22 protein-coding genes are annotated in these 25,085 nt (G+C 65.7%); 11 read left to right on the top strand and 11 right to left on the bottom strand.

Annotated elements, in window-relative coordinates; translation table 11 throughout:
* Positions 1-156: 156 nt before the first annotated feature.
* A complete protein-coding gene (locus JY500_RS14465) occupies positions 157-2,547 on the bottom strand; it encodes a penicillin acylase family protein (protein WP_206253497.1) in 2,391 nt (796 codons plus the stop codon).
* A 332-nt stretch (positions 2,548-2,879) separates the two neighbouring features.
* On the opposite strand from JY500_RS14465, the gene JY500_RS14470 reads away from it, so the two are divergent.
* The gene (locus JY500_RS14470) at positions 2,880-4,181 is read left to right on the top strand and encodes a putative bifunctional diguanylate cyclase/phosphodiesterase (protein WP_206253499.1); all 1,302 of its coding nucleotides are present in this window, start codon (positions 2,880-2,882) and stop codon (positions 4,179-4,181) included.
* Positions 4,178-5,050 carry an HDOD domain-containing protein gene (locus JY500_RS14475; RefSeq protein WP_172198090.1) on the top strand — a complete coding sequence of 291 codons (873 nt, stop codon included), beginning with the start codon at positions 4,178-4,180 and terminating at the stop codon, positions 5,048-5,050. The genes JY500_RS14470 and JY500_RS14475 overlap by 4 nt, the downstream gene beginning before the upstream one ends.
* Positions 5,051-5,083: 33 nt before the next feature.
* On the opposite strand, the gene JY500_RS14480 is transcribed toward JY500_RS14475, so the two are convergent.
* Together JY500_RS14480 and JY500_RS14485 are read right to left on the bottom strand one after the other, a co-directional pair.
* The gene (locus JY500_RS14480) at positions 5,084-6,433 is read right to left on the bottom strand and encodes a sodium-dependent transporter (protein ID WP_206253500.1); all 1,350 of its coding nucleotides are present in this window, start codon (positions 6,431-6,433) and stop codon (positions 5,084-5,086) included.
* Between the two features lie 141 nt (positions 6,434-6,574).
* Complete coding sequence (locus JY500_RS14485) at positions 6,575-8,254, bottom strand: AMP-binding protein (RefSeq protein ID WP_206253502.1); 1,680 nt, start codon at positions 8,252-8,254, stop codon at positions 6,575-6,577.
* Positions 8,255-8,340: 86 nt separating this feature from the next.
* Between JY500_RS14485 and JY500_RS14490 the strand changes: the two genes are divergently transcribed.
* Positions 8,341-8,622 carry a polyhydroxyalkanoic acid system family protein gene (locus JY500_RS14490; protein ID WP_206253504.1) on the top strand — a complete coding sequence of 94 codons (282 nt, stop codon included), beginning with the start codon at positions 8,341-8,343 and terminating at the stop codon, positions 8,620-8,622.
* Positions 8,623-8,657: 35 nt separating this feature from the next.
* On the opposite strand, the gene JY500_RS14495 is transcribed toward JY500_RS14490, so the two are convergent.
* Complete coding sequence (locus JY500_RS14495) at positions 8,658-8,915, bottom strand: acyl-CoA-binding protein (protein ID WP_172198077.1); 258 nt, start codon at positions 8,913-8,915, stop codon at positions 8,658-8,660.
* Positions 8,916-8,937: 22 nt separating this feature from the next.
* On the opposite strand from JY500_RS14495, the gene JY500_RS14500 reads away from it, so the two are divergent.
* Positions 8,938-10,482 carry a wax ester/triacylglycerol synthase family O-acyltransferase gene (locus tag JY500_RS14500; RefSeq protein ID WP_206253506.1) on the top strand — a complete coding sequence of 515 codons (1,545 nt, stop codon included), beginning with the start codon at positions 8,938-8,940 and terminating at the stop codon, positions 10,480-10,482.
* A 23-nt stretch (positions 10,483-10,505) separates the two neighbouring features.
* Here JY500_RS14500 and JY500_RS14505 read toward each other — a convergent pair whose 3' ends face one another.
* The 3 genes from JY500_RS14505 to JY500_RS14515 are packed head-to-tail and all read right to left on the bottom strand — an operon-like array spanning position 10,506 to position 12,744.
* The gene (locus JY500_RS14505) at positions 10,506-11,132 is read right to left on the bottom strand and encodes a hypothetical protein (protein WP_206253507.1); all 627 of its coding nucleotides are present in this window, start codon (positions 11,130-11,132) and stop codon (positions 10,506-10,508) included.
* Positions 11,133-11,148: 16 nt separating this feature from the next.
* A complete protein-coding gene (mnmA, locus tag JY500_RS14510) occupies positions 11,149-12,243 on the bottom strand; it encodes a tRNA 2-thiouridine(34) synthase MnmA (protein WP_206256497.1) in 1,095 nt (364 codons plus the stop codon).
* Positions 12,244-12,270: 27 nt separating this feature from the next.
* A complete protein-coding gene (locus JY500_RS14515; protein WP_246479636.1) occupies positions 12,271-12,744 on the bottom strand; it encodes an NUDIX hydrolase in 474 nt (157 codons plus the stop codon).
* Positions 12,745-12,851: 107 nt separating this feature from the next.
* Here JY500_RS14515 and JY500_RS14520 point away from each other — a divergent pair, with 107 nt between their 5' ends.
* The 4 genes from JY500_RS14520 to JY500_RS14535 all read left to right on the top strand — a co-directional run bounded on the left by JY500_RS14520 (position 12,852) and on the right by JY500_RS14535 (position 15,512).
* On the top strand, positions 12,852-13,772 hold the full coding sequence (locus tag JY500_RS14520; protein ID WP_172198071.1) for a branched-chain amino acid transaminase: 921 nt from the start codon (positions 12,852-12,854) through the stop codon (positions 13,770-13,772).
* A 12-nt stretch (positions 13,773-13,784) separates the two neighbouring features.
* The gene (locus JY500_RS14525; protein WP_172198068.1) at positions 13,785-13,985 is read left to right on the top strand and encodes a zinc-finger domain-containing protein; all 201 of its coding nucleotides are present in this window, start codon (positions 13,785-13,787) and stop codon (positions 13,983-13,985) included.
* Positions 13,986-14,061: 76 nt separating this feature from the next.
* Positions 14,062-15,084: a lipopolysaccharide heptosyltransferase II gene (gene waaF, locus JY500_RS14530; RefSeq protein WP_206253509.1), complete on the top strand. Its 1,023-nt coding sequence runs from the start codon at positions 14,062-14,064 to the stop codon at positions 15,082-15,084.
* Positions 15,081-15,512, top strand: a complete 432-nt coding sequence (locus JY500_RS14535; RefSeq protein ID WP_172198062.1) for a YybH family protein — start codon at positions 15,081-15,083, stop codon at positions 15,510-15,512. Before waaF ends, JY500_RS14535 begins: the two co-directional genes overlap by 4 nt.
* Here the strand turns inward: JY500_RS14535 and JY500_RS14540 are convergent.
* On the bottom strand, positions 15,482-16,303 hold the full coding sequence (locus tag JY500_RS14540) for a hypothetical protein (protein WP_206253510.1): 822 nt from the start codon (positions 16,301-16,303) through the stop codon (positions 15,482-15,484). The genes JY500_RS14535 and JY500_RS14540 overlap by 31 nt on opposite strands.
* Before the next feature lie 124 nt (positions 16,304-16,427).
* On the opposite strand from JY500_RS14540, the gene JY500_RS14545 reads away from it, so the two are divergent.
* The 3 genes from JY500_RS14545 (at position 16,428) to JY500_RS14555 (ending at position 20,842) form a co-directional block, all read left to right on the top strand.
* A complete protein-coding gene (locus JY500_RS14545) occupies positions 16,428-17,405 on the top strand; it encodes a hydrolase (protein ID WP_172198056.1) in 978 nt (325 codons plus the stop codon).
* Positions 17,406-17,455: 50 nt separating this feature from the next.
* Positions 17,456-18,832, top strand: a complete 1,377-nt coding sequence (locus JY500_RS14550; protein WP_172198053.1) for a phosphomannomutase/phosphoglucomutase — start codon at positions 17,456-17,458, stop codon at positions 18,830-18,832.
* A gap of 144 nt (positions 18,833-18,976) precedes the next feature.
* The gene (locus JY500_RS14555) at positions 18,977-20,842 is read left to right on the top strand and encodes a tetratricopeptide repeat-containing diguanylate cyclase (protein ID WP_206253512.1); all 1,866 of its coding nucleotides are present in this window, start codon (positions 18,977-18,979) and stop codon (positions 20,840-20,842) included.
* A gap of 9 nt (positions 20,843-20,851) precedes the next feature.
* Here the strand turns inward: JY500_RS14555 and JY500_RS14560 are convergent, their stop codons facing one another.
* The 3 genes from JY500_RS14560 to JY500_RS14570 are packed head-to-tail and all read right to left on the bottom strand — an operon-like array spanning position 20,852 to position 24,983.
* Positions 20,852-22,738 carry a potassium transporter Kup gene (locus JY500_RS14560; RefSeq protein ID WP_206253514.1) on the bottom strand — a complete coding sequence of 629 codons (1,887 nt, stop codon included), beginning with the start codon at positions 22,736-22,738 and terminating at the stop codon, positions 20,852-20,854.
* Between the two features lie 26 nt (positions 22,739-22,764).
* Complete coding sequence (locus JY500_RS14565; protein ID WP_206253516.1) at positions 22,765-23,454, bottom strand: response regulator; 690 nt, start codon at positions 23,452-23,454, stop codon at positions 22,765-22,767.
* On the bottom strand, positions 23,451-24,983 hold the full coding sequence (locus JY500_RS14570) for a DUF4118 domain-containing protein (RefSeq protein ID WP_206253517.1): 1,533 nt from the start codon (positions 24,981-24,983) through the stop codon (positions 23,451-23,453). Before JY500_RS14570 ends, JY500_RS14565 begins: the two co-directional genes overlap by 4 nt.
* Between the last annotated feature and the right edge of the window lie 102 nt (positions 24,984-25,085).

Below are 25,085 nucleotides of genomic sequence, written 5' to 3' on the forward strand. Positions count from 1 at the left end.
CAAAGATGAACCCAGCCCGAGGTCTATCGGCGATTTCGCGGCGAACTTTACCGTGCGTCTGTCATGAGGGGGGCGTGCTGGCCATCTGCGCGGGCATCAAGGCCAGGGCCCCCGCGGGTGCCGTGCCGCGGGGGGTGATTTAACGTCGGTGCGCCGCTATTCGGAAATCCTGACGGTGCGCAAGGACGGGTCGGCGCTGATCTGCGCTTCTGTGTAGGGCAGCTTGGCCCACAAGCGCTGCGCGTAAAGCTCGGTCAGATCGGCATAGTGATCGGACGACGCATGGGTGGACTGCGAATAGGTCAGCATGCCCTCGGCCACCGGGCCATTGTCGTCGAAGGTCACGAACTGCATGTAGCTGTTGCCGTAGGCCGGGTCGCCGTATTTGCCACCGGCGGGTTGGCCGCGCCAGTTGTTGAAGGTGTAGCGCCCACCGGGAATGACCAGCGGCTTGCCATTGCGCGTGACGATCTGACGCGCACCCGGCGTTTCGTCGAGGGCAAAGCCGAGTGTGCCGAAGTAGGCCACGGTGTCGGCAAGCTTGTCGTAGGCCGTGGTGTTCGCGATGTTGAATCCGCTCGGCGTGTTCAGCGGGTCGGCCGGGTCGTAGGGCACGCGCCACAGCGACGCGTCCTTCATTTCGCCCATGCGCGCATAGAACTCTCGGAACAACAGCGCGCCCTTGGCGTCGAGCTGTTCCTTGCGGTTCCAGTCGCCTAGCACGGTGCAGGCCGCCGCAAGATCGCTGCGCGCGCTGGCGAGGCAAGCGGTCACGAACTCACCCAGCCAACGTTCCGGTTTGTAGAAGCGCCCGGCCTTGTACACCTCCTGCAGCGAAGCCAGCGTGAACAGCGTGCCCGGCAGGCCATCAATACCCGAAACGCGATCGACGATCTGCGCGATGCCGGCGCGCGTGCGTTCCCCTTGCTCTACGCCCTCGGCGGCGGGCCCGGTTGCGATGATCTTCGGGAAGCCTGACAGGCGCACGTTCTGGTTCGGCCACCAATGGCTGTCGTTGGCGTTCATCGCGTAATCGGTGCGCAACACATAGGGGCGCTGGGCGCTCGGCAGATGACCGCTCCAGTTGCAGGCGGGGTCCTGCCCATTCAGCACGACCACCCCTTGCTGCGCCAAAACTACTTGCGGTAACCCGGCCGAGACACAACTGGCGAGCTGCGTATCGGTCACGTTGGCCGCCACCGAATAGTTGGCGTACAGCGCATTGCCGTCCCTGTCGGCCGCGATGGTGTTGACCCAGGGCATCTCGCTGTAGAACGCCAGCGCCTCACGCAACGACGCCGCGCTGGTCGCCTTGCCGTTGCGCAGCACCTGATCGAGCAGGTGATCGTTCGTCCGGTTTGCGTCCTTCAGCGCATACGCAGTTGAGGCCGTCCAGGCAAACACGCTGTCCACCGTGAGCGGCCCATATTCGGTCGAGTACAGGGTGCGTTCGCGGGTCTGGATCGTGCCGTCGGGCTGCAGGGCCTGCACCTGCAACGGCGTGGCCGTCATCGGTCGCGATTCTTCGCCGACCATGTAGCGTTTCGGGTCCGCGGGATCCAGCTTGAGCCGGAAAAGCGTGAAGCGCTGATCGGTCGAGAAGGTGTGCGTCCAGGCCACATCCTTGTTGAATCCGATCAGGGGCAGCGGCGCGCCGAGCAAGGTTGCACCGTACACGTCGTACTGCCCGGGAACGGTCAGGTGCAACTGGTGCAGACGCAGCACACCCCACCAAGGAAAGTGCGGGTTGCCCAACACCATGCCACGGCCCGACGCGGTGACCTCGCGCCCCAAGCCGTAGCCGTTGGACCCGATGCCGCCATCCTTGAATACACGCAGCGCTTCGAGCATTTCAGACTGCTGCGGAGTGGTCGTGGCGCGCGCCAGCGCCACATGGGGCGAGGCCGGTGGCTGCGCGCCGGCAATCTGGCTGATGAACCCCAGTGAGCTGCCGGTCAGCGCAATCTGATGGATGCGCAAGTAAGCGTCCGACTCTGTGATCGGCTGCACCCAGGCCGCGTTGCGGCACTCCGCCGGCAACGCGTCGGGGCTGGTATCGCGCAGATATCGGTTGTAGCCTGCGACGAAGCCTGCCACCAGGTCGCGCACATCCGCGCTGCTGGCCGCCTTCAACCGCGACGCAATGTCCGGCGTCATGTAGGACTTGTAGAAGAAGTCCGACTCCAGGTTGCTGACCAGCCCGCCCAATTGCCCGAGGTAGGTGATCGCCTTGCCACTGGCATCACGCTCACCAAAGTAGCGCGCCCGCTCGCCATGAAGCGTGACCAGCTCCTGCGCGAACAGGCATGCATGGTCGGTTGCGAAGGCGAAACCATAGCCATAGCCGGCACCCTTGAAGTCCACGGCCCGGACGTGTGGCACGCCGTAAGCGGTGTAGCGGATCTCGGCCGCATAGGTCGGCGCCGGCTCCGCCGTAACCGGGGCCGAATCCTTCGAGCCACATGCTGCGAGCGCGGCGATGGCACCGCCGGCAAACAACAGCTTCTGCGCGAATCCACCGCACAGCCATGCCATCCTGCTTTGCATTGAGTGTCCTCCTGTGTGTGCCCGACCCGGCGCCGGCGACCGATTATGCCATTCGCATACTTCGCATGATTGTCTTTCCGCGATCACTCAAGTGGCCTGCGGCGCGTTCATCGACACCTGCCTGCGCGGTGTTATGCTGCGGCCCGTCAAATGGGATATCCGCCCATTTATACGGAGTTGCGCAGCGCGATCCGCCACATACGGCATTGGTCCCTCGCTCAGACTCAGCGTAGATTGCGCGGACAGATCCCGCCCTCAAGTCCGGCCCACCAGGGCCGAAAATATTCTCAGGATCGCGTATCGGCGATCACGGCCACAGAGCGCGCAGACGCATGCCTCCGGAACACATCGATGTGCTGACCGGCTTTCTCGACCGCGCGGGTTGCATCGCCACGGTGACGGCGATCGTCGATAGCCAGCCGAGCTCGGCTAACGCGCTGGCGGTGATCTGGCTCGATCTGGATCGCTTCAAGCTGGTCAATGAATCATTCGGCCACCTCGGCGGCGACGCGGTGCTGGCACGCATGGCCGGGCGGCTTGCCGAGCGCCTGGCCGGGCGAGCGGAACCCTGTCGCATGGGCGGAGACGAATTTGTCTTCCTCGCGCGAAGCACCGACGCCGCTGCGGCGCAACGCATCGCCGCGGATCTGTTGAGCTGCGTGAAGACGCCGCTGGAAGTCGGCAACATCCGCCTCTACCCCACCGGCAGCATCGGCATCGCGGTACTCGAAAGCGGCGAAGACGCGGTCAGCGTGCTTGAGCGTGCCGACCGCGCGATGGTGGAAGCCAAGCGCCTCGGTGGCGACCGTACCGTCGTTTCTGGCGACGAGCGGGTCGCAGGGCGGCTCGGCGTGTTGCTCGCACGCGAAGAACTGGCCGTCGAAAACAAGCTGCACATGGCGCTGGAAAGCGGTGGCCTGGCGCTGCACTACCAGCCGATCATCGCGCTCGACGGTACGATCCACGCGGTTGAAGCGCTGATGCGCTGCACCGCCGAAGGCGAATCGGTGTCACCGGTGCGTTTCATCCCGGTGGCTGAGAAAACCGGGCTGGTCGTCCGGCTGGGCGAATGGAGCATGCTGCACGGCGCGATGTACGCGCACCGCCTTGCCGCACTCGGGCTGAGCACCAAGGTCGCGATCAACGTATCCCGTGCTCAGCTCACCGCGCCGAAGTTCTCGCAGGCGCTCCACGCCGCGCTGCTATGCAGCGACGCACCGCCGGAGCTGATTGAGCTGGAGCTGACCGAGTCGCTGTTCATGGACGTCTCGGACGTCGTGCAGAGCAACCTGATGGCGGCAAAGATGGCCGGCATCTCGCTGGCGATCGACGATTTCGGCACCGGCTACTCGTGCCTGGCCAATCTCAAGGACATTCCGGCCAGCAAGCTCAAGATCGACCGCGCCTTCATCAAGGTGCTGCCCCACGACCTGCGGGCGCTTGCGATTGTGCGGGCAATCACCAACATGGCGCGCGAACTCGGCATGACGGTGGTGGCCGAAGGCGTGGAAACGGAAGAGCAACGGGCGGCGTTGGTGGATGTCGGGGTCGATGCGATCCAGGGCTTCCTGCATGCGCGGCCCATGGACGGCGAGGCGCTCATCGCCTGGCTGCAACAAAGGACAGCGGAATGACCCCGGACCAGACCGCAGCCATCGATGGCGTACTCGGCGACGCAATTCGCGACATCGGCATCCCGCCGCGCCCGATGATCCTCGACAGCATCGGCGCCGAGATGTTGAAGGAGACGCCGGATTTCCATCGCCTCGCGAGCCTGATCTCGAGCGACGTCAGCCTCGCAGCGGGGCTGATGAAAACGGCCAACTCGCCCTACTTCGGTTTCCGGTTCCGCGCCCGCACCGTGTCGCAGGCGCTGATGATGCTGGGCCTCGATGTATCGAGCCGCGCCGTGGCGGGCCTGATCCTGCGCAAGGTCTTCGTATCGGTGCCCGCGCTGGAACGCTTCTGGGACGCGTCGGCACGCATCGCCATGGTATCCGGCTGGCTTGCGCAGGAACTCGGCCCACGCAACGGCATCCGCGCCGAAGAGGCCTACACCTTCGGCCTGTTCCGCGACTGCGGCATCCCGGTGTTGATGCGCAAATTCAGCGACTACGGTGTAACGCTGAAGATCGCCAACGAAACATCAGATCAACGCTTCACCGACGTCGAAGACACCCGCCACCCGACCAACCACGCGATGGTCGGCTGCCTGCTTGCGCAAAGCTGGTGGATGCCGGAAGAAACCTGCCTCGCGATCCGGCATCACCACGATGCCTTCGCGCTGACCGCCCATCAGGGCGGCCTGCCCGCCTCGGCACAGCGTTTGATCGCAATGGTGCAGCTGGCGGAGTTCCTGTTCCAAACCGCAACCGGCCTCAGCGCCACGCGCGAGTGGGACAAGCTCGGCGACGCCTGCCTGCGGCTGCTGGATGTTTCGCCGGACGGCCTCGCCACACTGACCAGCGGCACGCGCGAGGTGCTGGCGCACGCGGACGCCTGAAAAAGCCGGCCGCGCCCGCGTTACCCGGCTCGGTCAGAACACGCCAAGCCCCTTCAGCATCACCAGTACGATCAGCAGCGGCGACACGAATCGCACCAGCACGAACAGCCCGCGCGCGACACCGCCGTTCGCCAGCACGCCACGGTTGCTCAATTCGGCCAGCCATTCCGCGCGGCCCCAGGACGTACCGACAAACAGTGCGATCAGAATGCCGCCAAGCGGCAGCAGGATGTTCGACGACACATAGTCGAACAGGTCGAAGGCATTCAAACCGAACAGCTTCCAATCGGCCGTCAGGCTGCCCGACAGCGCGGCAAGCGAGCCGAGCACACCGATCGCGCCGATGCTGATCAGCGTGGCTTGCCAGCGGCGCAGCCGGAACCGCTCGGCCAGCACCGCAACCGGCACCTCGACCAATGACAGCATTGCGCCAAGCGCTGCGAACGCGGTCAGCACGAAGAAGGCCAGCATGAAGAACGCGCCACCCGGCATGCTTGCGAATACCGCCGGGATCGTAATGAACACCAGCGATGGCCCTGCCTCGGGCTTGAAACCGAATGCGAATACCGCCGGGAAGATCGCGATGCCGGCCAGCATCGATACCGTCAGGTCGGCCAGCATCACGCGGGCTGCGGTCAGCGGCACATTCTGCTCGGCGCGGAAGTAGCTGCCATACGTAACCATCGTGCCCATGCCGACCGAAAGCTTGAAGAACGCGAGGCCCACGGCCACCAGCACCACTGCCGGCGTGATCTTCGAGAAATCGGGTTTGAATAGGAACGCGAGCCCTTCGCTGGCGCCGGGCAGCATCAGCCCGCGAATGCCGATCACCACCAGCAGCAGGAACAGGATCGGCATCAGCCGCTTCGTCACCGCCTCGATGCCGCGCGATACCCCGAGCGAAATGATCACGCCGACCAGTACCAGCACCGCCCACTGCCACAGCAAGGCGCTCGCCGGGTCACTGACGAGCCCGCCGAAGGCCGCCGACAATGTGGCCGGATCGGTGCTCAACAAGCCGCCCGCTGCAGCCTTTGCCACGTAGGCGAAGACCCAACCGGCCACTTCGCTGTAGAAGGCCATGATCAACAGCGCCGCGATCACGCCGAGCACACCGATCAGGCCCCAGTGCTGGGTCGGCCGCAAACGCTGAAACGCGCTCACCGCGTCGCCGCGCGCTGCGCGGCCGATCGAAATCTCCGCAATCATCACCGGCAAGCCGACAAGCAGCGTCGCGAGCAGGTAGACCAGCAGGAAACCCGCGCCGCCGTTGGCACCGGTCAGGTACGGGAACTTCCAGATATTGCCGAGGCCGACGGCCGAGCCAAGGGTTGCGGCGAGTACGCCGAAGGTGGAACTGAAACCGTCACGGGAAGAGGACATGTCAGGCTGAACGCCGGAAGGCGGTAGCAATGCAGAGCGAGTCAGGCTAACACCGCACGCCCGGTGGCGGATTGATCCAGCGCGGATCCGGCGGCGGCAGGCCACGCAGCCCGCAGCGGGCGGCGCGGCCTTGCCGTGCCCTCAGCGCGCTGCGGCGCGCGCTTCGTCGCGCAGGCTGCGACGCAGGATCTTGCCGACGTTGGTCTTCGGCAGTTCCTCACGGAACTCGACCTGGCTTGGCACCTTGTAGCCGGTGAGCCGCTCGCGGCAGAAGGCGATCAGCGCGCGATCGGTCAAACCACCATGCCGCGCCACGACGAAGATCTTCACCGCCTCGCCAGACTTCTCGTCGGGCACGCCAACGGCGGCCACCTCCAGCACATCGGGGTGGGCCGCAACCACATCCTCGATCTCGTTCGGATACACGTTGAAGCCGGACACCAGAATCATGTCCTTCTTGCGGTCGACGATGCGGAAGAAGCCCTTCTCGTCGGCGACCGCCACGTCGCCGGTACAGAAGAAGCCATCGGAGGTCATCACCTTCCTGGTTTCTTCCGGCCGCTGCCAGTAGCCGGCCATCACCTGCGGGCCGCGCACACAGAGTTCGCCCGGCTGACCGAGCGGCACTTCCTGGCCCGCGTCGTCGCGTATCGAGACTTCGGTCGAGGGTACCGGCAGGCCGATCGTGCCGTTGTATGCCGGCAGATCAAGCGGGTTGATCGTGACGGCGGGCGACGTCTCGGTGAGCCCGTACGCCTCCAGCAAGGGCTTGCCCGTCAGCTTCTGCCAGCGCTCGGCAACCGCCCGCTGCACCGCCATGCCGCCGCCCAGCGTGAGCTTGAGCGAAGAGAAGTCCAGATCGCGGAAGTCGTCGTTATTCAGCAGCGCGTTGAAGAGCGTGTTCACCCCGGTGATCGCGGTGAAGCGATAGCGCGACAGTTCTTGCACGAAGCCCGGAATGTCCCGCGGATTGGTGATCAGCAGGTTGGCCGCGCCGATCCGCATGAAGGTGAGGCAGTTCGCCGTCAGCGAGAAGATGTGATAGAGCGGCAGCGCGGTGACGATCAGTTCTTCGCCCTCCTTCACCCAGGGCGCCAGCCAGGTGTAGGCCTGCTGCAGGTTCGCCACGATGTTGCCGTGCGTGAGGATGGCCCCCTTCGACACCCCGGTGGTGCCGCCGGTGTATTGCAGGAAGGCGATGTCGTCGCGCGTGCGGGAGACCGGCTGGAAGCCCGTCTCCATGCCGCGGCGCAGCGCCGGCTTGATCCGCACCGCACCGGGGATGAACCAGTGCGGCACCATCTTCTTCACATACTTGAGCGCCAGGTTGACGATGCCACCCTTGAGCCCCGGGAAGAGATCGCCCAAGCCTGTCACGATCACCTTCTCGACCGCGGTACCGGCAATCGCCTCCTGCACCGTGTGCGCGAAATTCTCCAGCACGACGATCGTGCGTGCGCCGGAATCCTTCAACTGGTGGTGCAGCTCCCGCACGGTGTAGAGCGGGTTGCAATTGACGACCACGCCCCCCGCGCGCAGCGTGCCGAATACCGCCACCGGATACTGCAGGCAGTTGGGCATCATCACCGCAACGCGGTCCCCCGGCATCAGGCCCAGTTCGCCTTGCAGGTAGCCCGCGAACGATCGCGTTAGCAGATCGAGTTCGCGGTAGCTCATCCGCACGCCCATGTTGATGTAGGCGATCTTGTCGGCGAAGCGCACGGCGCTCTGTTCGAAGACCTCGACGACCGATGCGTAGGCATCGAGATCAACCTGTGCCGGCACCCCCGCCGGATAGCTCTTCAGCCAGATCGGCTCCATATCCCCTCCTCCTTTTTGCGTCTGCTTTTTTGTTCGGGAGCCCGCTTGGCAGCGCGCCCCCGTTTAGCGCACACTCCCGCCCCACCATGAGCGACATCCATATCCGGCGCACCCATACCCTCACGCCCGAACAAGCCCGGGCGGCGGCCGAACGCGTCGCGGCCGACCTGAGGGATAAACATCAACTCGATTTCGAATGGCAGGGCGATACCCTGGTATTCGAGCGCTCCGGCGTATCCGGCCAGCTCGAACTCGACGGCGATGCGGTCGAGATCCGCATGAAGCTCGGCTTCTTGCTCGCGATGTTCCGCGGCGCATTCGAGGCCGAGATCCACAAGTTCTTCGACGAAGAGTTCGGCTCCGCCTGAACGTGAAAACGGCGGCCCCCGCCGCCGTTCCACTGTCAGCCCTTCAGCGCCTTCACCAGCGCGATGTACTGATTCATCGCCTCGTCGCTGGCGGTGCCCTTGAGCGCCGCCCACGCATCGAACTTTGCACGCCCCACCGGATCGGTAAAACCAGGGCGCTTCCCCTCGCAGTCCCCTTCGCTCGCCTGCTTGAAGAGCGAATAGAGCTTGAGCAGCGTCGCGTTGTCCGGGCGCTCCGTGAGCGTCTTGGAATCGGCCACGGCTGCTTCGAATAGCGCCTTCAGGTCGCTCATTGCGGTCTCCTTGAATTGTCGGATGCGTGATCAATACCGGGCGACGCCAGCGCGCCGCAGCCGTATTATTGCGCCCAAATACACCAAGGAGGAATCGATGGCGCGCGAGAAGATGTCGAGTATCGACACGGCGTGGCTGCGGATGGACCGGCCGAGCAACCTGATGCAGATCCTGGGCGTGATGGTTTTCGACAAGCCTCTCGATCTGGAGCGCCTGCGCAAGACCCTGCAGATCCGCATGGTCGATCGCTACCCCCGCTTCCGCCAACGCGTCACGTCGTCCCTCACCTCCACCTACTGGGAAGACGACGCGGAGTTCGACATCCGCAACCACGTGCGCCCGGTTGCCTTGCCGGGCATCGGTGACCTTGAAGCGCTCAAGGCGCACGTCGCCGATCTGGCGAGCGAGCCACTCAACCCGAATCGCCCGCTGTGGGAAATGCAGGTCATCTCGACGCCCAGCGGCGTCAATGCGATGGCGGTGCGCATCCACCACTGCATCGCCGACGGCATCGCGCTGATCGGCGTGATCCTGTCGCTGACCGACGAACACCCGGATGCACCGATCGGCTTGCCACATCCGCCGAAGCCGAAGGCGCACATCGAGCCCGAGGATGAAGACCAGTTCTGGTGGAAGGTCTTCAGCCCGGCCACCGAGGCGTGGCTCAATTCACTCGCGGTCGGCAGCAAGCTCTGGTTTGGCTACCTCGACCTGCTGATGAACCCGGGCAAGGCGGTCAGCCACGCGCGCATGGGCGCCGCATTTGCCAGCGAGCTGGCCAAGCTCGCGATGATGCCGGACGACTCGCACACCCGCTTCAAGGGCAAGGCCGGCATCGCCAAAGCGGTTGCATGGTCAGACCCGCTGCCGCTACCCACGATCAAGGCGGTCGGCAAAGTCCTCGGCTGTTCGATCAACGACCTGCTGCTGGCATCGGTGGCCGGCGCGCTGCGCAGCTACCTGCAGGAAAAAGGGGACCCGGTGGATGGCATCGAGATACGCGCCATGGTGCCGGTCAACCTGCGGCCAGCCGGCCAGGCCGCCAAGCTCGGCAATCATTTCGGCCTGGTCGCGCTGGAGTTGCCGGTTGGTCTTGAGAACCCGCTCGAGCGCCTCTACGAGACCCGCCAACGGATGGCCGCGCTGAAGCATTCCTACCAGGCTGCGGTTGCCTTTGCCCTGCTTGGCGTGGCCGGCATGGCGCCGAAGATCGTGCAGCAGGAAGCACTCGATCTGCTCGCGAACAAGGCGAGCGCCGTGATGACCAATGTGCCTGGCCCGCAGAACCCGCTGTTCCTGGCCGGCGTGAACATCTCGCAGCTGATGGTGTGGGTGCCGCAGAGCGGCAACATCGGCATGGGCGTGAGCATCCTGTCGTACAACGGGAACGTGCAGTTCGGCCTGATCACCGATCACAAGCACTGCCCCGATCCGGAACACATCATCAGCCGCTTCGCCGGCGAGTTCGAGAAACTGATGTGGCTGGTGCTGATGGAACCGTGGGACCGCCTGAGCGACCCGCAAGACGTCGAGCAGCACATCAAGGCCGAACTCGGCGAGAACTGAGGCGCTGCGTCAGCAGCACCCACTCAGTCGCACAGCATCGGCACCAGAATCGAACTGCGGATCCCCTGACCCGGGGCGCTGAGCAGCACCTGGGTCGGTAACTCCTTGAAGCAGACGGCGCCAGCCTCGGTGGCGATACGCCAGCTCATGGCGCCATTCGCGTCCACCCAGTTGGACTCCTCGTGAAACGGCATCGGGCGGCCGAAGCGCTTTTCCAGTGCCGCAGCGACGGCATCGCGCGGTGCCTCGCGGCGCTCACCCCTCTGGAAACGCGCGGGATCGAGCGTATGTTCCTGGCGCGACATCTCGCGCAGCACCCGGCCCAGATCGGCCTTGGCGTCGTCCGCCATGTCCCGGCCGCTGCGCGGCTCGGCGATTGACGTGGCCTCAACCGTCGCCGTCGGTGTGTCCGCTGCCGCCTCCGGGCGCCGCACCAACCTGCGTTCGGATGCGTGCGAGGACAAGATCGATCGTTCAGCCGAAACCGCCGCAGACGGTGTCGTCACCACTACCTCTTCACGGGCGGGCGCTGGTCGCAGATGCGCCTGGAAGCGCACGGTGCCCGGCGCGCCGCCGGGCCGATAGGCCAGCACCGCCATACCATGCGCAATCAGCGATAGGGTCAGCGCCCACGCCAGGCGCTGCCCCACGCGCGGGTCGGAAAGTTCAGGCGATGATGCCGCCACCCAGGCAGACTCGCGATTCGTAGACCACCACCGACTGGCCCGGCGTGAGCGCCCACTGCGGCGCTGCAAACGCGATTTCACAGCGTTCGGCGTCGATCGCCTCGATCTCGCAGGGCGCGTCCGGCGTGCGATAGCGCGGCTTGGCGGTATAGACCCAGTGCGTACGTGGCGCATCGCCCGAGATCCAGTTCAGATCAATCGCCTGCAGACGTTCCTTCAGTAGCGCCGGGTGATCATGCCCCTGCACGACGTAGAGCACGTTCTTCTTCACATCCTTCACCGCGGCGTACCAGGCGTCATGCTCTCCCGCCACATCATTGCCCTTGATGCCGCCGATGTGCAGGCCCTTGCGCTGGCCGATCGTGTGGTACATCAACCCTTGGTGTTCGCCGATCACCTTGTCGCCATCCAGCGTGCGGATCTCGCCCGGCTTGGTCGGCAGGTAGCGCATCAGGAATTCGCGGAACGGACGCTCGCCGATGAAGCAGATGCCGGTCGAATCCTTCTTGTCGAAGACATGCAGCCCGGCCTGCTCGGCAATCTGGCGCACCTCCCGCTTGTACAGGTGCCCCAGCGGGAACAGCGTCTTCGACAGCTGCGCCTGGTTCAGTCGGTAGAGGAAGTAGCTCTGATCCTTGGTGCCGTCTTCCGCCTTCATCAGTTGATGGCGCGTCACGCCATCGTTGTGCCATTCGCGCACCTGGGCATAGTGGCCAGTCGCGATCTTGTCGGCGCCAAGTTGCATCGCGTGATCGAGGAAGGCCTTGAACTTGATCTCGCTGTTGCACAGGATGTCCGGATTCGGCGTGCGGCCGGCCTCGTATTCGCGCAGGAAGTCGGCGAACACGCGGTCCTTGTATTCCTTGGAGAAGTTCACGACTTCGAGGTCGATACCGATGACGTCGCACACCGAGGCGACATCGACCAGATCCTGCCGTGTCGAGCAGTACTCGTCGTCATCGTCGTCTTCCCAGTTCTTCATGAACAGGCCGGTGACCTGATAGCCCTGCTGCTTGAGCAAGAGCGCCGCCACCGACGAATCCACACCGCCGGACATGCCGACTACCACCTTCATTCCGTTACCGCTCATGGCTTGTCTTCTTCAGTCGTAATGCCGGATCAGATCCAGCGGGTAGCGCCGGCCGGCCAGGTAATCATCGATACACCGCAGCACCAGCGGGCTACGATGCCGTTCAGGGCAGGCTGCCAGTTCGTCACGCGTCATCCACACCGCGCGGAGGATGCCCTTGTCGAGCACACGCCCTTCCTCGAAACCAGCGAGGTCTGCCGCAAACGCGAAACGGACGTAAGTGATCTCGCCGTCCGGGCGAGGCCACTGATAGACCCCCACCAGCGCCCTAGGCACGACGCGATGCGCGGTTTCTTCAAGTGCCTCGCGCGAGCATGCGGCAAGCAGCGACTCGCCTTCGTCCAGATGACCAGCAGGTTGATTCAGCCGCACGCCATCGATCGTTTCCTCTTCCACAAGCAGGAAGCGGCCTGCGTTTTCGACCACGGCAGCCACGGTGACATGCGGATTCCAGCCCATCTTCGGCTCCGGCGGGAAAACGCTCATTTTAGCGCGCACCGGGCCGGCTGCCGGAGTCAGGGCGGAATCGGCTAAAATCTCGCCTTTCGCCGGCTGCTGGCGATGCAACAACACAATTCCAAGGGGGAATGCTCATGTCGATGGCCGATCGTGACGGGTTCATCTGGTTCGACGGCAAGCTCGTGCCGTGGCGCGAAGCCACCACGCACGTGCTGACGCACTCGCTTCACTACGGCCTGTCGGTGTTTGAAGGCGTGCGCGCCTACAAGACCGATTCCGGCACCGCGATCTTCCGTTTGAAGGAACACACCGACCGCCTCTTCAACTCGGCACACATCTACATGATGAAGATGCCGTTCGACAAAGAGACGATCAACGAAGCACACAAGGAAGTCGTGCGCGCGAACAAGCTCGAGAGCTGCTACATGCGCCCGATCGCCTTCTACGGCTCGGAGAAGATGGGCATCTCGACGCGTGGCGCCACCGTGCATGTCGCCATCGCGGCCTGGCCGTGGGGCGCCTACCTCGGTGACGACGGCCTGGAGCGCGGTATCCGCGTGAAGACCGCTTCGTTCGCCCGCCACCATGTGAACGTGACGATGCCGCGCGCCAAGCTGGCCTCGACCTACGCCAACTCGATCCTCGCCAACCTCGAAGCCACCGGCGACGGTTACGACGAAGCCCTGCTGCTGGATACCGAAGGCTTCGTCGCGGAAGGCGCGGGCGAGAACGTGTTCATCATCAAGGATGGCGTGATCGTCGAACCCGAGATCGCCTCCGCGCTGACCGGCATCACCCGTTCCACGATCCACACGCTGGCCAAGGAACTCGGCTACACGATCGTCACCAAGCGCGTCACGCGCGACGACATCTACATCGCCGACGAAGCCTTCTTCACCGGTACTGCAGCCGAAGTCACGCCGATTCGCGAGCTGGACAACCGCACCATCGGCACCGGCTCGCGTGGCCCGATCACGGCCAAGATCCAGGCACGCTTCTTCGATCTGGTGAACGGCCGCCTGCCCGAGCACAAAGACTGGCTCGCTTACGTCTGAGAGGTTTGCGCCATGCCCGAGAATCAGGACAAGAACCAGCCCATCGCGGTCACCGCGAAAGATCTGCCGCTGCACTGCCCGATGCCGGACGCCCCGCTGTGGGCACGGCACCCGCGCGTGTTCCTCGATGTGCTGAAGACCGGTGACGCCGCGTGCCCGTACTGCGGTGCGAAGTACCACTTCACCGGCGAACGCCCGACCGGACACCACTGAGCCGACCCGGGTGGCAGCCGCCCCCGACACGCGCAGCGGATCGGGGGCTTCGGCCCCCGTTTTCATTGCGAGCCCCATGACCCGGATTCTGATCGTCACCCCGAACTGGATCGGCGACTGCGTCGCGGCCCAGCCGCTGTTCATGCGCCTGGCCACCCGGCGCCCCGACGTCGTCATCGACACGCTGGCGCCAGCCTGGGTGGCCCCGGCGCTGCAGGCGATGCCGGAAATCCGCAAGGTGATCCCGAATCCCTTCGGGCATGGTGCGTTTGATCCGGTCGGTCGATGGAAGCTCGCACGTTCGCTCGCCGGCCAGTACGACGAAGCCTACGTGCTGCCGAACTCGTGGAAATCCGCACTGATCCCGCTTTTCGCCGGCATTCCGGTTCGCGTCGGTTTCATCGGCGAAGCGCGCTACGGTGTGATCAACCGCGCCCACCGGCTCGACAAGCAAGCGCTACCGCTGCAGGTGGAACGCTATGCGCAACTGGCCGAAGTGCCCGGCACCGCACTCGAACGCCCGTTGCCGAATCCGCTTTTGCGGCGCGACGCAACGGCTGTAGCCGCCACTCTGACCAAGCACGGTCTGGCCGCCGAACCGAAACCGGTTGTCTTCTGCCCCGGCGCCGAGTACGGCCCGGCGAAGCGCTGGCCGGAACGCCACTTCGCCGAACTGGCCCGCCGCCTCAAGGCCGAGGGGAATCCGGTGTGGATTCTCGGCTCGAAGAAGGACGCACCGGTCGCCGACGAGATCGTGCGCCTGTCGGGCGGCGCGGCGCTGAACCTGTGCGGCAACACTTCGCTTGCTGACGCGATCGACCTGATCGCTCACGCACGTTTCGTTGTCACCAACGATTCCGGCCTGATGCACGTGGCCGCCGCGCTGGGCACGCCACTGGTGGCGCTGTTCGGCTCGACGAGTGCGAACTACACGCCGCCGCTGTCAGGCCGCGCGGCGGTGATCTGGCTCAAGCTGCCCTGCAGCCCCTGCTTCAAACGCGAGTGCCCGCTGGGGCACCTCGACTGCCTCAACAAGATCACGCCCGAGATGGTCGAAGCGCAAGCGCGCGACCTGCTGACCCAAGGAGGCCCCCGATGAAACCCGTTTTCCACGCGAGCGTCGAAGACGCCGAGGCGGCGTTCTACGACGCGTTCAACCGTTGCGACCTCGAAGCGCTGATGGCGCTGTGGTCCGAAGGCGATGAAGTCGTCTGCATCCACCCGGGCGGCGCGCGCCTCGTCGGCCTGCACGCAATCCGCGAGGCCTGGAAGCAACTCTTTGAAAGTGGCCTGCGTTTGCGCCTGCGGGTGCACCACGGCGTCTTCCATTCCAGCCCGATGCTCGCGGTGCGCAGCGTGTTGCAGCATGTCGTCGTGGAAGGCGAGGACGGCATTCCGCCGCCGATCATCGCCACCAACGTGTATGTGCGCGGCCCATTCGGCTGGCGCATCGCGATGCATCACGCCTCGCCGTCGCCAGAAAACACCAGCGGCTATCAGGACGATACGCCGCGCATCGTCCACTGAGCCGCCGGGCGGCCCGCGCCCGCCTCAAGCGCCGGGCCCGCCAGCTTGCGTAGCCGGAACGCGCGCCACACAAACCACGCACCCGCCGCGGCGAACAGATGCTTGAGCGTGTGGCCGCTCACGCACTGCGTCAGATCGAGCACTGCGCCGTCAGCGACCTCCAGCAGTTTGGCGACGAGATAGCAGCCAACCGCCGCCAGCCATAGCCGCCGCTGCGACCACGCCAGCCCGGCACGCCACTGCAACAGCGGCGCGACGATCATCAAGCCAAGCTGCAGCGCGAGATAGGCGCGAAGGTCGCCGGGCGCCAGCCAGAGCGCATCGTTCGTCAACGCCACGCTGCCCGCGGCCAACAGCAGCAGCGTCGGCAACCAGCCCAAGGGCGGGCGCACGCTGGAGCACTCCTCCAGCACCGCCGCAAACAGCGCACCACAGGCCAGTGCGATTGGCAGTCGATCCCACACGATGCGCGCATCGTCCGGCTGCAGGTGATACCACCAGGAGCCCACCGCCGTCAGCGCAATCGCAACGAAGAACACGCGCATCGCCAGGCAAACGGGCGGCGTCAGCCAGCGGCCGGCTCCAATGCCAAGCAGGCCAAGCGCACCTACCCACAGAAAGGGCAGGTTCGACAGCACATCGGCCGCGCGCGGCAGCGCACCCCATGCGCGCTGGTCGGCAAACGCGTGGTAGTGCGCCGGGGTATGGATCGGCCCCGCCAGCGCCAACACGAAAATGATCAAGAGGACTGCACCAAGCGGTGCGTGGTGCCGAAAAACCTGCAGATTCATCATGCTCTCCATGAGACTTCGTGGGCGGCAGCCTGCGCTGCCGCGTTCAAACCGTCATCCGGCGCCGGCGCGGTGGCATCATCCGATACTCGACGATGCGAATTCCGCCACTGCAAGCCGCGCCATGACGCCCCGCTCCGCTCCGCTTCCACCGCCCTACCGGGCTCCCGCCTGGCTCGTAGGCAGCCATGCACAGACGATCTGGCCCCTCGCGATCAAGCCGCCGCTGCCCTCGCTCACACGCGAACGCTGGGAGGCGCCGGACGGCGACTTCATCGACGTGGACCTGCTCGCCCGTCGCCCGGGCAAACCGCTGGTCGTGCTGTTCCACGGCCTCGAAGGCTCCAGCCGCAGCCACTACTCGCGTGCCCTGCTCGCCGCATTGCACCGGCAGGGCTGGAATGGCGCCGTCGCGCATTTCCGTGGCTGCTCGGGCGAACCCAATCGCTTGCCGCGCGCCTACCATTCCGGCGACGCTGACGAGATCGACTGGATCCTCCGGCGCTTCTCACAACGCTTTGACGATGTGCCGCGCTATGCGTCAGGCGTGTCGCTCGGCGGGAACGCCCTGCTCGTGTGGGCTGCACGCGAGGGCGGCGCAGCAGCATCGGTGGTGGAGCGCATCGTGTCGGTCTGCGCACCGCTGGATCTGACGGCGTGCGGGCACCACCTCGCGCGCGGCTTCAACCGCGTCTACACGCAGAATTTCCTGTCGACACTGAAGGCACGCTGCATTGAGAAGCTCGATCGCTTCCCGGAGGCGTTTGACGTCGCAAAGCTGCGCAGCGCGCGCAACCTCTATGAGTTCGACAACGTGATCACCGCGCCGCTGCACGGTTTTGACGGCACCGAGGATTACTGGACGCGGTGCTCGTCGAAACCCCTGCTGCCGCAGATACGCCTGCCTGCACTGGTGCTGCATGCGCGCAACGACCCGTTCATCCCGCGTTCGGTTTATCCGCAGCCCGACGCGCTTTCGCCGACGGTCAAGCTGGAGCTGCACGACCAGGGCGGTCATGTGGGCTTCGTCGAGGGGCGCTTCCCGGGCAACCTGGAATGGTTGCCGCGCCGCATGCTGCACTTCTTCGAACACGGCAACTGAGCGCCCCTGCGGCGCCGGCCCACATCGTATGAACTGCTGAGGAATCCGTGATGTCCGTTCCTGCACAATCAATCTTCAAGGCCTACGACATCCGCGGCATCGTCGGCAAAACCCTGACCGCCGACGTGGTGGCGCAGATCGGCCGCGCGATCGGCTCCGAAGCGCGCGCACGCGGCCAATCGACGATCGTGGTGGGCCGTGATGGCCGCTTGTCCGGTCCGGCCTTCGCCGAGGCGTTAAGCGAGGGCATCACCCGCGCCGGGGTCGATGTGATCGACATCGGCTGTGTCGCAACGCCGCTCACCTACTTCGCCGCCTACCATCTCGACGCACACAGTTGCGTGTCGATCACCGGCAGCCACAACCCGCCCGAATACAACGGGCTGAAGATGGTGCTTGGCGGCGAAACCCTGCACGGCGAGATGATTCGCGATCTGCGACGCCGCATCGTCGAGGGCGATTTCACCGAAGGCTCTGGCGCGATCACCCAGACCGATGTGCGCCCCGCCTACATCGCGCGCATCCTGTCGGATGCGAAGCTCGCGCGGCCGATGAAGATCGTGCTCGACTCGGGCAACGGCGCCGCCGGCAACACCGCACCGGCGCTGTTCCGCCGGCTGGGTTGCGAGCTCACCGAACTGTTCTCGGAGGTCGACGGCAACTTCCCGAACCACCACCCGGACCCAAGCAAGCCGGAAAACCTCGACGATGTGATCGCGGCACTGAAGGCGGGCGAGGCCGAACTAGGCCTTGCGTTCGACGGTGACGGCGACCGCCTTGGCGTGGTGACGAAGGATGGCGAGATCATCTACCCGGACCGCCAGCTGATGCTGTTCGCCGCCGATGTGCTGACGCGCGTGCCGGGCGGCCAGGTGATCTACGACGCGAAATGCACCCGTCACCTTGCCCCGTGGATCCGCCAGCACGGCGGCGAACCGGTGATGTGGTGCACCGGCCACGCGCTGATGAAAGCCAAGCTCGTCGAGAGCGGCGCACCGCTGGCTGGTGAGCTGAGCGGCCATGTGTTCTTCAAGGAGCGTTGGTACGGCTTCGACGATGGCCTCTACACCGGTGCGCGCCTGCTCGAGATCCTCTCGCAGCACCCCGACGCCAATGCGGTGCTCAAGGCGCTCCCGAACGCGATCAGCACACCGGAAATCAACGTAAAGATGGGCGAAGGCGAAGCGCTTGAACTGGTCACGCAGCTCAAGGCCTCGGCACACTTTGAAGGCGAAATCGAGCGGATCACGATCGATGGCCTGCGCGTCGAGTACGCCGATGGCTTCGGCCTGATGCGCGCATCCAACACCACGCCGGTACTGGTGCTGCGCTTTGAGGCCGACGACGAAGCCGCGCTCGCGCGGATTCAAGCCGATACCGCGCGCGCCATACGCGCACTCCGGCCCGGACTGACGCTGCCGTTCTGACCGCCTGGCGGGGCACTACCGGCCGCAAGGCGCGTGGCGAGCTGCGTCCGGCAGCACATGCAACAAGGGGGAAGCGAGGATTCACGCCGCGCGCCGGGGCAGGCATACTGACGCGGGAGATATTCCCATCCCGAACCAGACCGGATGCCTGTTCAGCCACGATTCCTGCGTTGCCTGCGTCTCGCCGCGATCGTCGTCGGACTGATCGCGTGTGACGCCGCTTTTGCGGTCGACGCCCTGGCCCTGCGCGGTGCGCTCGACCACGACCCCTACACGACGGCGCGCGAAGCCACGCAACGGGCCGCTGCCGCGCGCAGCCGGGGTGACCAGAAAGTGCTGCTCGAATCGCTGACGCAGGTGGCGATGGCCTACAACCTCGTGGGCGACTCGGTCTCCGCGCAGCCGCCGATGGTGGAGGCGCAGCACCTGGCGACAGAACTGCGCGACCTAGACGCCGAAGCGCTGCTCGCTGCCGTCGAAGGCGAGATCAAGGCGGCGGACAACCGCCTGGCGGACGCCCATCGCGCGTTCGAAGCCGCGCTCGATGCCGTCAAGCGCTCCGGCAACAGGGACACCGAGGCGATCGTGCGCAGCCAGTACGGCTGGTTCCTCGCCCGCTCGATGCAGCGCCATCAGGACGGCGCGCTCGAATTCGAAGCCGCGCTGTCGCACTTCGAAAGAACCGGCAATCGCACCCGTGAAGCGGAGCTGCGCTACATGTCGGCCTCGCTCTACGACCGCCTGCGCGACCCCAAACGCGGCAACGCCGAACGCACCCGGGCACTCGAACTCATCAATCCGGCCCATCAGGCCTACCTCGCAGCAACGATCTACTACGAACTCGGCGCGGTCGCGCAGAGCAACGAGAACCGGGGCGAGGCCGACCGCGCGCTGCGGCGCTCGATCGAACTGAGCCGCAGCATTGGCGACAAGCTCGGCGTCGCGTTCGCCGAACTGACGCTGGCCGACGTGCTGATCGACCAGGGCAACGCGCGCGAAGCGGTCGACACCCTGCGGCGCGCCGGCCCGGTGCTCGCCGCAGGGCAGAACACGCTGGCGGTGGCGGGCATCGACGTGCGCCTGGCCGATGCGCTGGCGATGCTGCGCGACCCGGAAGCCTGGGCCGCGCTTGCCCGGGCGAAACCGGTGCTGATGGCCACCGAAACCGTGCAGAACGAGAGCACCTACTGGCGCGCAGAAGCACGCGTGAATGCGGCCTTCGGGCGTTACGAACAGGCCTACGCCGCGGTACAACGCCAGCTGCGTGCACAGCAGCGGCTGTTCGACACCCAGCAGATCCAGGCGCTGACCGAGCTCTCGGTCCGCTATGAAACCCAGCGGCGCGAGGCCGAGAACACGCGCCTGAAACTCGCCGAGCAGCTCAAGGATGCGACGATCCAGGCGCAACAGGCACGGCAGCTCGCGCTCGCCGGTGGGTTGGCTGCTGCGGTGGTGGCACTGCTCAGCGGGGTGATCCTGCTGCGTCGGCAAGTGGCGCAGAAACAGGCCTTCCGTTCGCTCGCGCTGCTCGACGAACTGACCGGCGCGCCCAATCGCCGCGCCGTGATGCAGTTCGCCGAGTCAGTGCAGGCGCGAGCCGCGGCATCGACACACGGGGCCGTCATCGCGCTGCTCGATCTCGACCACTTCAAGCGGATCAACGACAGCTATGGCCACGACGTGGGCGACGCCGTGCTGCGCAACTTCTACAAGGCAGCGGCGTCCGCGATCCGGCCCGACGACATGCTCGGCCGCGCGGGCGGCGAGGAATGGCTGCTGGTGATGCCCGTGGCGCAACCGGGCGCCGAGCAGGCGGTGTTCGAACGCATGCGAAGCGCCGTCGCGCACATGCCCGCTGACGGCCTGCCGAGCGGACTCGTCGTGAGCTTCAGCATGGGCGTTGCACGATTACGGCCGGGCGAAACCCTCACCCATGTTCTGCGGCGCGCCGACCTCGCGCTTTACGAGGCCAAACAGGCGGGCCGCGACCGGATGGCGATGGCGGATTGAGCGCACCGCTCAGATCGCGATCTGGCTGCCCAGCTCCACCACCCGGTTCGGGGGCAGCTTGAAGAACGCGGCCGCGCTGGTGGCATTGCGGAACATGAACTCGAACACCCGCTCGCGCCACAGCGCCATGCCCTCGCCCGGGGTGGGCAACAGGGTTTCCCGGCTCAGGAAGTAGGAGACGCGCATCGGGTCGAGCGCGAGATCCTGCTCGGCACACCATTCCAGCGCGGCAGGTACGTCCGGGTCTTCCATGAAGCCGAAGAAGAGCCGCACCCGCCAGCAACCGCCGGCGATGCGCTCCACCAGTACGCGCTGCGCTGGTTGCACACGCGGCTGCGGCAGGAAGATCACGCTCGCGAACACGGTGGTCTCGTGCATCACCATGTTGTGCTTGAGGTTGTGCAAGAGCGCGCGCGGCACGGCATTGCCACGCGGAGACAGGAACACCGCTTCGCTCGGCACGCGGGCAAGGCCCGGATCGGCGACCAGACCTTCGATGAAGGGGGCGAGCGGAATGCCCTCGCCTTCGCTGCGCTCCGCGAGGAGCTCACGCCCGCGGCGCCATGTCGACAGCAGCATGAACAGGAAGCCGCCGAACAGCAGCGGGAACCAGCCACCATCGAGAATCTTGGTGCCGTTGGCAAGCAGGAAGGCGGTTTCGATCGTCAGCAGCGGGCCCCATACCAGTACTGCAACCCAAGTCGGCCACTTCCAGTCGCGCCGCACCAGCGAGAAGGCGAGCACCGACGTGATCACCATCGTCATCGACACCGCGATGCCGTACGCCGCGGCCAGATTGCTCGAAGAGCGGAAACCCAGCACCACCAGCACGACCAGCAGCAGCAAGGTCCAGTTCATGAACGGCACGTAGATCTGACCCATTTGCGCGCCAGAGGTGTGCTGAATCGAGATGCGCGGGCAGAAGCCGAGCTGGATCAGCTCCCGCGTTACCGAATAGACGCCGCTGATCAAGGCCTGCGACGCAATCACCGACGCAGCCGTTGCGAGCGCCACCATCGGGTACACGCCCCAACCCGGCACGGCGAGGAAGAACGGGTTGCGCACCGCATCGGGGCTGCTGATGAGCAGCGCACCTTGGCCGAAGTAGTTGAGCAGCAGGCCGGGCAGCACCACGAAGGTCCACGCCAGACGGATCGGCCTCGCGCCGAAGTGGCCCATGTCGGCGTACAGCGCCTCGGCACCGGTCACGGTCAGGAATACCGCGCCGAGTGCCAGGAAGGCAATTGACCCATGTTCCATGAAAAAGCGGACGGCATGGTGCGGCGACAACGCGAACAGCACCTCCGGGTGATGCATGATGTTGTAGAGCCCAACCAGTGCAAGCACGCCGAACCAGATCGCAACCACCGGCCCGAACACGCCGCCGACCTTCGCGGTGCCATGCTTTTGCACCAGGAACAGCCCGACCAGAATCGCAAGCGTGATCGGCACCACAAAGCGTGTCGCCGCCGGCGTGGCGATCTCAAGCCCCTCGACCGCCGACAACACCGAGATTGCCGGCGTGATGACACCGTCTCCGTAAAACAGCGCAGCCCCCGCCAGACCCAGCACGATCACCGTCATGCGCTTGCGCGGACGAGACTCACCGGCATGCCCGAGCACACGCGCCATCAGCGCCACCACGCCGCCCTCTCCGTGGTTGTCGGCACGCAGCACGAACACCACATACTTCAGGGTTACGACGATCAGCAGTGTCCATACGATCAGCGACAGGATCCCGTACACGTTGTCCGGTGTGGCGGCGAGCGGGTGATGCTGCTGCGTGAAGGCTTCCTTCAAGGCGTAGAGCGGGCTGGTGCCGATATCGCCGAACACGACCCCCAAGGCAGCCAGCGTCAGCGCTGACTGCGAGCTCTTTTCATTGCTGTGTGACATCAAGATTCTCCGGTCGCAGCGCAGCGTCAGACGACGAAGCGGTAGCCGACCCCTGTTTCGGTAATGAAGTGTTTCGGGCGCGCCGGGTCGTCTTCGAGCTTGGCGCGCAAATGGCCGACGTAGATGCGCAGGTAGTGGGCGGACTCGGCGTAGGCCTGCCCCCATACCTCGCGCAGCAGGTGGCGATGGGTCAATACGCGGCCCTGCCCTGCCACCATCGCGACAAGCAGGCGGTACTCGGTCGGCGTGAGGTGCACCGGCTCGCCCGCCCGGGTGACCTGCTGACGCGAAAGGTCGAGCTCGACATCGCCGAACGCGACGCTCGCCTGTGGCACACGGGCCTTGAGCTGGCGCCGCAACAGCGCGCGCACGCGGGCGAGCAGCTCCGGCATCGAGAAGGGTTTGGTCAGGTAGTCGTCGGCACCTGCATCGAGCGCCGCCACTTTCACTGCCTCATCGTGACGAGCCGAGAGCACGAGCACCGGCGCCGCCGACCAATCGCGCATCCGGCGCACGAATTCCGCGCCATCGCCATCGGGCAGGCCAAGATCGAGCACGACCAGTGCGGGGTTGCGGTTGGCCGCGTCGGTCAGCGCCTGGCGCAAGGTGCCCGCCTCGTGCACCGCGTAGTTGGCCGCACGCAGCGCATCCGCCACCAGCGCTCGAATGCGCGGCTCGTCCTCAACCACCATCACCAGATCCGGCAGCGCACTCATGCAGCGGGCTCCTCGTCGATCGCCGGCATGTCGCGGCGCGGCAGCACCCATTCAAAGATGCAGCCGTGCGGTGTGTTCGCGGTCACGCCGATGTGCCCGCCATGCAACTCGGCCACCGCGCGGCAAATAGAGAGCCCGAGGCCCGAGCCACTGGGCCCGCCCTCAGCCTGGCCACGCGCAAAGGGCTGGAACAGCGCTTCGGCATCGCCCGGCGGCAGGCCGGGGCCATCGTCCGCAACCTGCAAACGCATTTCGCCGGCGGGCGCGCTGGCGCTGATGCGGATCTCGCTGCCGGCTGGCGTGTAGCGCAGGGCATTGTCGAGCAGGTTGGCAACCAGGCGCGCGGCGAGCACTGCATCGCATTCGACGAGCGGCAGCTCGGCGGGCACATCGATGCGCAAACGATGACTCGGCAGTTGCGGCTCCAGCGTCGCCACTGCGGCGCCGACGATCTCCTGCATCGACTCCCACTCGCGCCGCAGCGCCACGCCGCTCTGCAGACGCGCCATGTCGATCAGATCGTTGGCAAACGCGCCCAGAGCGAGCGCCTGTTCGCGCAGGCTCGCAAGGGTTTGTGCGGTGGCGGGCGTATTTGCCAGCGGCGACGCGGCGAGCGCATCGCTGAGGCCGACCAGCACTGTCAACGGTGTGCGGATGTCGTGAGAGAGCGCGGACAGGATGGTGTTGCGCAGGCGCTCGCGCGCCATCTCGATATCGGTACGCTGAGCGACCTCGACGTAGTGCAGGCGCTCAAGCGCGGTCGCAGCCAAGGCGCCGAGTGCGGCAACCAGTTCGCGTGCTCGCGTCTCGCGCGCCTGGGGCGACAACTCCGCCACCAGCACACCACGCGGCCGGCCCGCCACACGCAGCGGCTGAACCCGCAGATCATGCTCAAGTGCCGGGGGGTCAGCCCAGTCGAAGGGTGCATCGGCCTCCAGCGCCAGGCTCAGGGCGCGCGCCGGCACGCAAGCCGCCGGCAGATCGCCCCCCCGAGGTACCGCAGCCTCACCTGCATTGCACTGCCAAAGCTGCGCGCGCACGCCACCTTGCAACCGCAAGACGTCCTGCACGATCTCGGCCGCCTGCTCAGCCGCGTAGCAGCCGGCAAAGCGCTCGGCCGCGGCGTACAGCGCGGCCGTTTCCTGCTCGCGGGCGGCGGCGCGGGCCGCCTCGGCGCGCAAGCGGGCGGTCAGCTCAGCGGCCACAAGCCCAACCAGCAGCATGACGGCGAAGGTGACGAGGTATTCAAGATCATGCACCGCGAGCGAGAAGCGCGGCGGTACAAAGAGCAGATCGAAGGCGGCGACGCTGCTCACCGCGCACAGCACCGCCGGGCCTCGACCATAGCGCACGGCGATCCCCACGACGCCCAGCAGGTAGGGCATGGCGAGGTTGGTCAGTGCCAGGTCGGGCAACACCAGCACGCCGCCCACGCTGACCAACGCAACGATCGCGAGCGCCGCCGCATAGCCGCTGGCGCGCGGGCGCGAGACTTCGACGGGATGAGTGGCGGTTGGGATCACGGGCACGGCAGTGGATTGGTCTGATGTGAAGCCTAGCGCCGAGTGTGTAAACACGACGCAAAAGTTTGCGAAAACGATCACTCAACATTGCCCCGCCGCTGCCGTAAT

This window comes from Niveibacterium microcysteis, from assembly GCF_017161445.1.
Classification (GTDB): Bacteria; Pseudomonadota; Gammaproteobacteria; order Burkholderiales; family Rhodocyclaceae; genus Niveibacterium; species Niveibacterium microcysteis.

Bases quoted from the DNA above. Each gene is read 5' to 3' on its own strand.
- JY500_RS14540 (WP_206253510.1), bottom strand. From the start codon at position 16,303: ATGAATCTGCAGGTTTTTCGGCACCACGCACCGCTTGGTGCAGTCCTC.
- JY500_RS14565 (WP_206253516.1), bottom strand. From the start codon at position 23,454: ATGAGTGCGCTGCCGGATCTGGTGATGGTGGTTGAGGACGAGCCGCGC.
- JY500_RS14535 (WP_172198062.1), top strand. From the start codon at position 15,081: ATGAAACCCGTTTTCCACGCGAGCGTCGAAGACGCCGAGGCGGCGTTC.
- JY500_RS14480 (WP_206253500.1), bottom strand. From the start codon at position 6,433: ATGTCCTCTTCCCGTGACGGTTTCAGTTCCACCTTCGGCGTACTCGCC.
- JY500_RS14520 (WP_172198071.1), top strand. From the start codon at position 12,852: ATGTCGATGGCCGATCGTGACGGGTTCATCTGGTTCGACGGCAAGCTC.
- JY500_RS14485 (WP_206253502.1), bottom strand. From the start codon at position 8,254: ATGGAGCCGATCTGGCTGAAGAGCTATCCGGCGGGGGTGCCGGCACAG.
- JY500_RS14545 (WP_172198056.1), top strand. From the start codon at position 16,428: ATGACGCCCCGCTCCGCTCCGCTTCCACCGCCCTACCGGGCTCCCGCC.
- JY500_RS14525 (WP_172198068.1), top strand. From the start codon at position 13,785: ATGCCCGAGAATCAGGACAAGAACCAGCCCATCGCGGTCACCGCGAAA.
- waaF (WP_206253509.1), top strand. From the start codon at position 14,062: ATGACCCGGATTCTGATCGTCACCCCGAACTGGATCGGCGACTGCGTC.
- JY500_RS14490 (WP_206253504.1), top strand. From the start codon at position 8,341: ATGAGCGACATCCATATCCGGCGCACCCATACCCTCACGCCCGAACAA.
- JY500_RS14475 (WP_172198090.1), top strand. From the start codon at position 4,178: ATGACCCCGGACCAGACCGCAGCCATCGATGGCGTACTCGGCGACGCA.
- JY500_RS14465 (WP_206253497.1), bottom strand. From the start codon at position 2,547: ATGCAAAGCAGGATGGCATGGCTGTGCGGTGGATTCGCGCAGAAGCTG.
- mnmA (WP_206256497.1), bottom strand. From the start codon at position 12,243: ATGAAGGTGGTAGTCGGCATGTCCGGCGGTGTGGATTCGTCGGTGGCG.
- JY500_RS14550 (WP_172198053.1), top strand. From the start codon at position 17,456: ATGTCCGTTCCTGCACAATCAATCTTCAAGGCCTACGACATCCGCGGC.
- JY500_RS14515 (WP_246479636.1), bottom strand. From the start codon at position 12,744: ATGAGCGTTTTCCCGCCGGAGCCGAAGATGGGCTGGAATCCGCATGTC.
- JY500_RS14560 (WP_206253514.1), bottom strand. From the start codon at position 22,738: ATGTCACACAGCAATGAAAAGAGCTCGCAGTCAGCGCTGACGCTGGCT.
- JY500_RS14555 (WP_206253512.1), top strand. From the start codon at position 18,977: ATGCCTGTTCAGCCACGATTCCTGCGTTGCCTGCGTCTCGCCGCGATC.
- JY500_RS14470 (WP_206253499.1), top strand. From the start codon at position 2,880: ATGCCTCCGGAACACATCGATGTGCTGACCGGCTTTCTCGACCGCGCG.
- JY500_RS14495 (WP_172198077.1), bottom strand. From the start codon at position 8,915: ATGAGCGACCTGAAGGCGCTATTCGAAGCAGCCGTGGCCGATTCCAAG.
- JY500_RS14500 (WP_206253506.1), top strand. From the start codon at position 8,938: ATGCGTGATCAATACCGGGCGACGCCAGCGCGCCGCAGCCGTATTATT.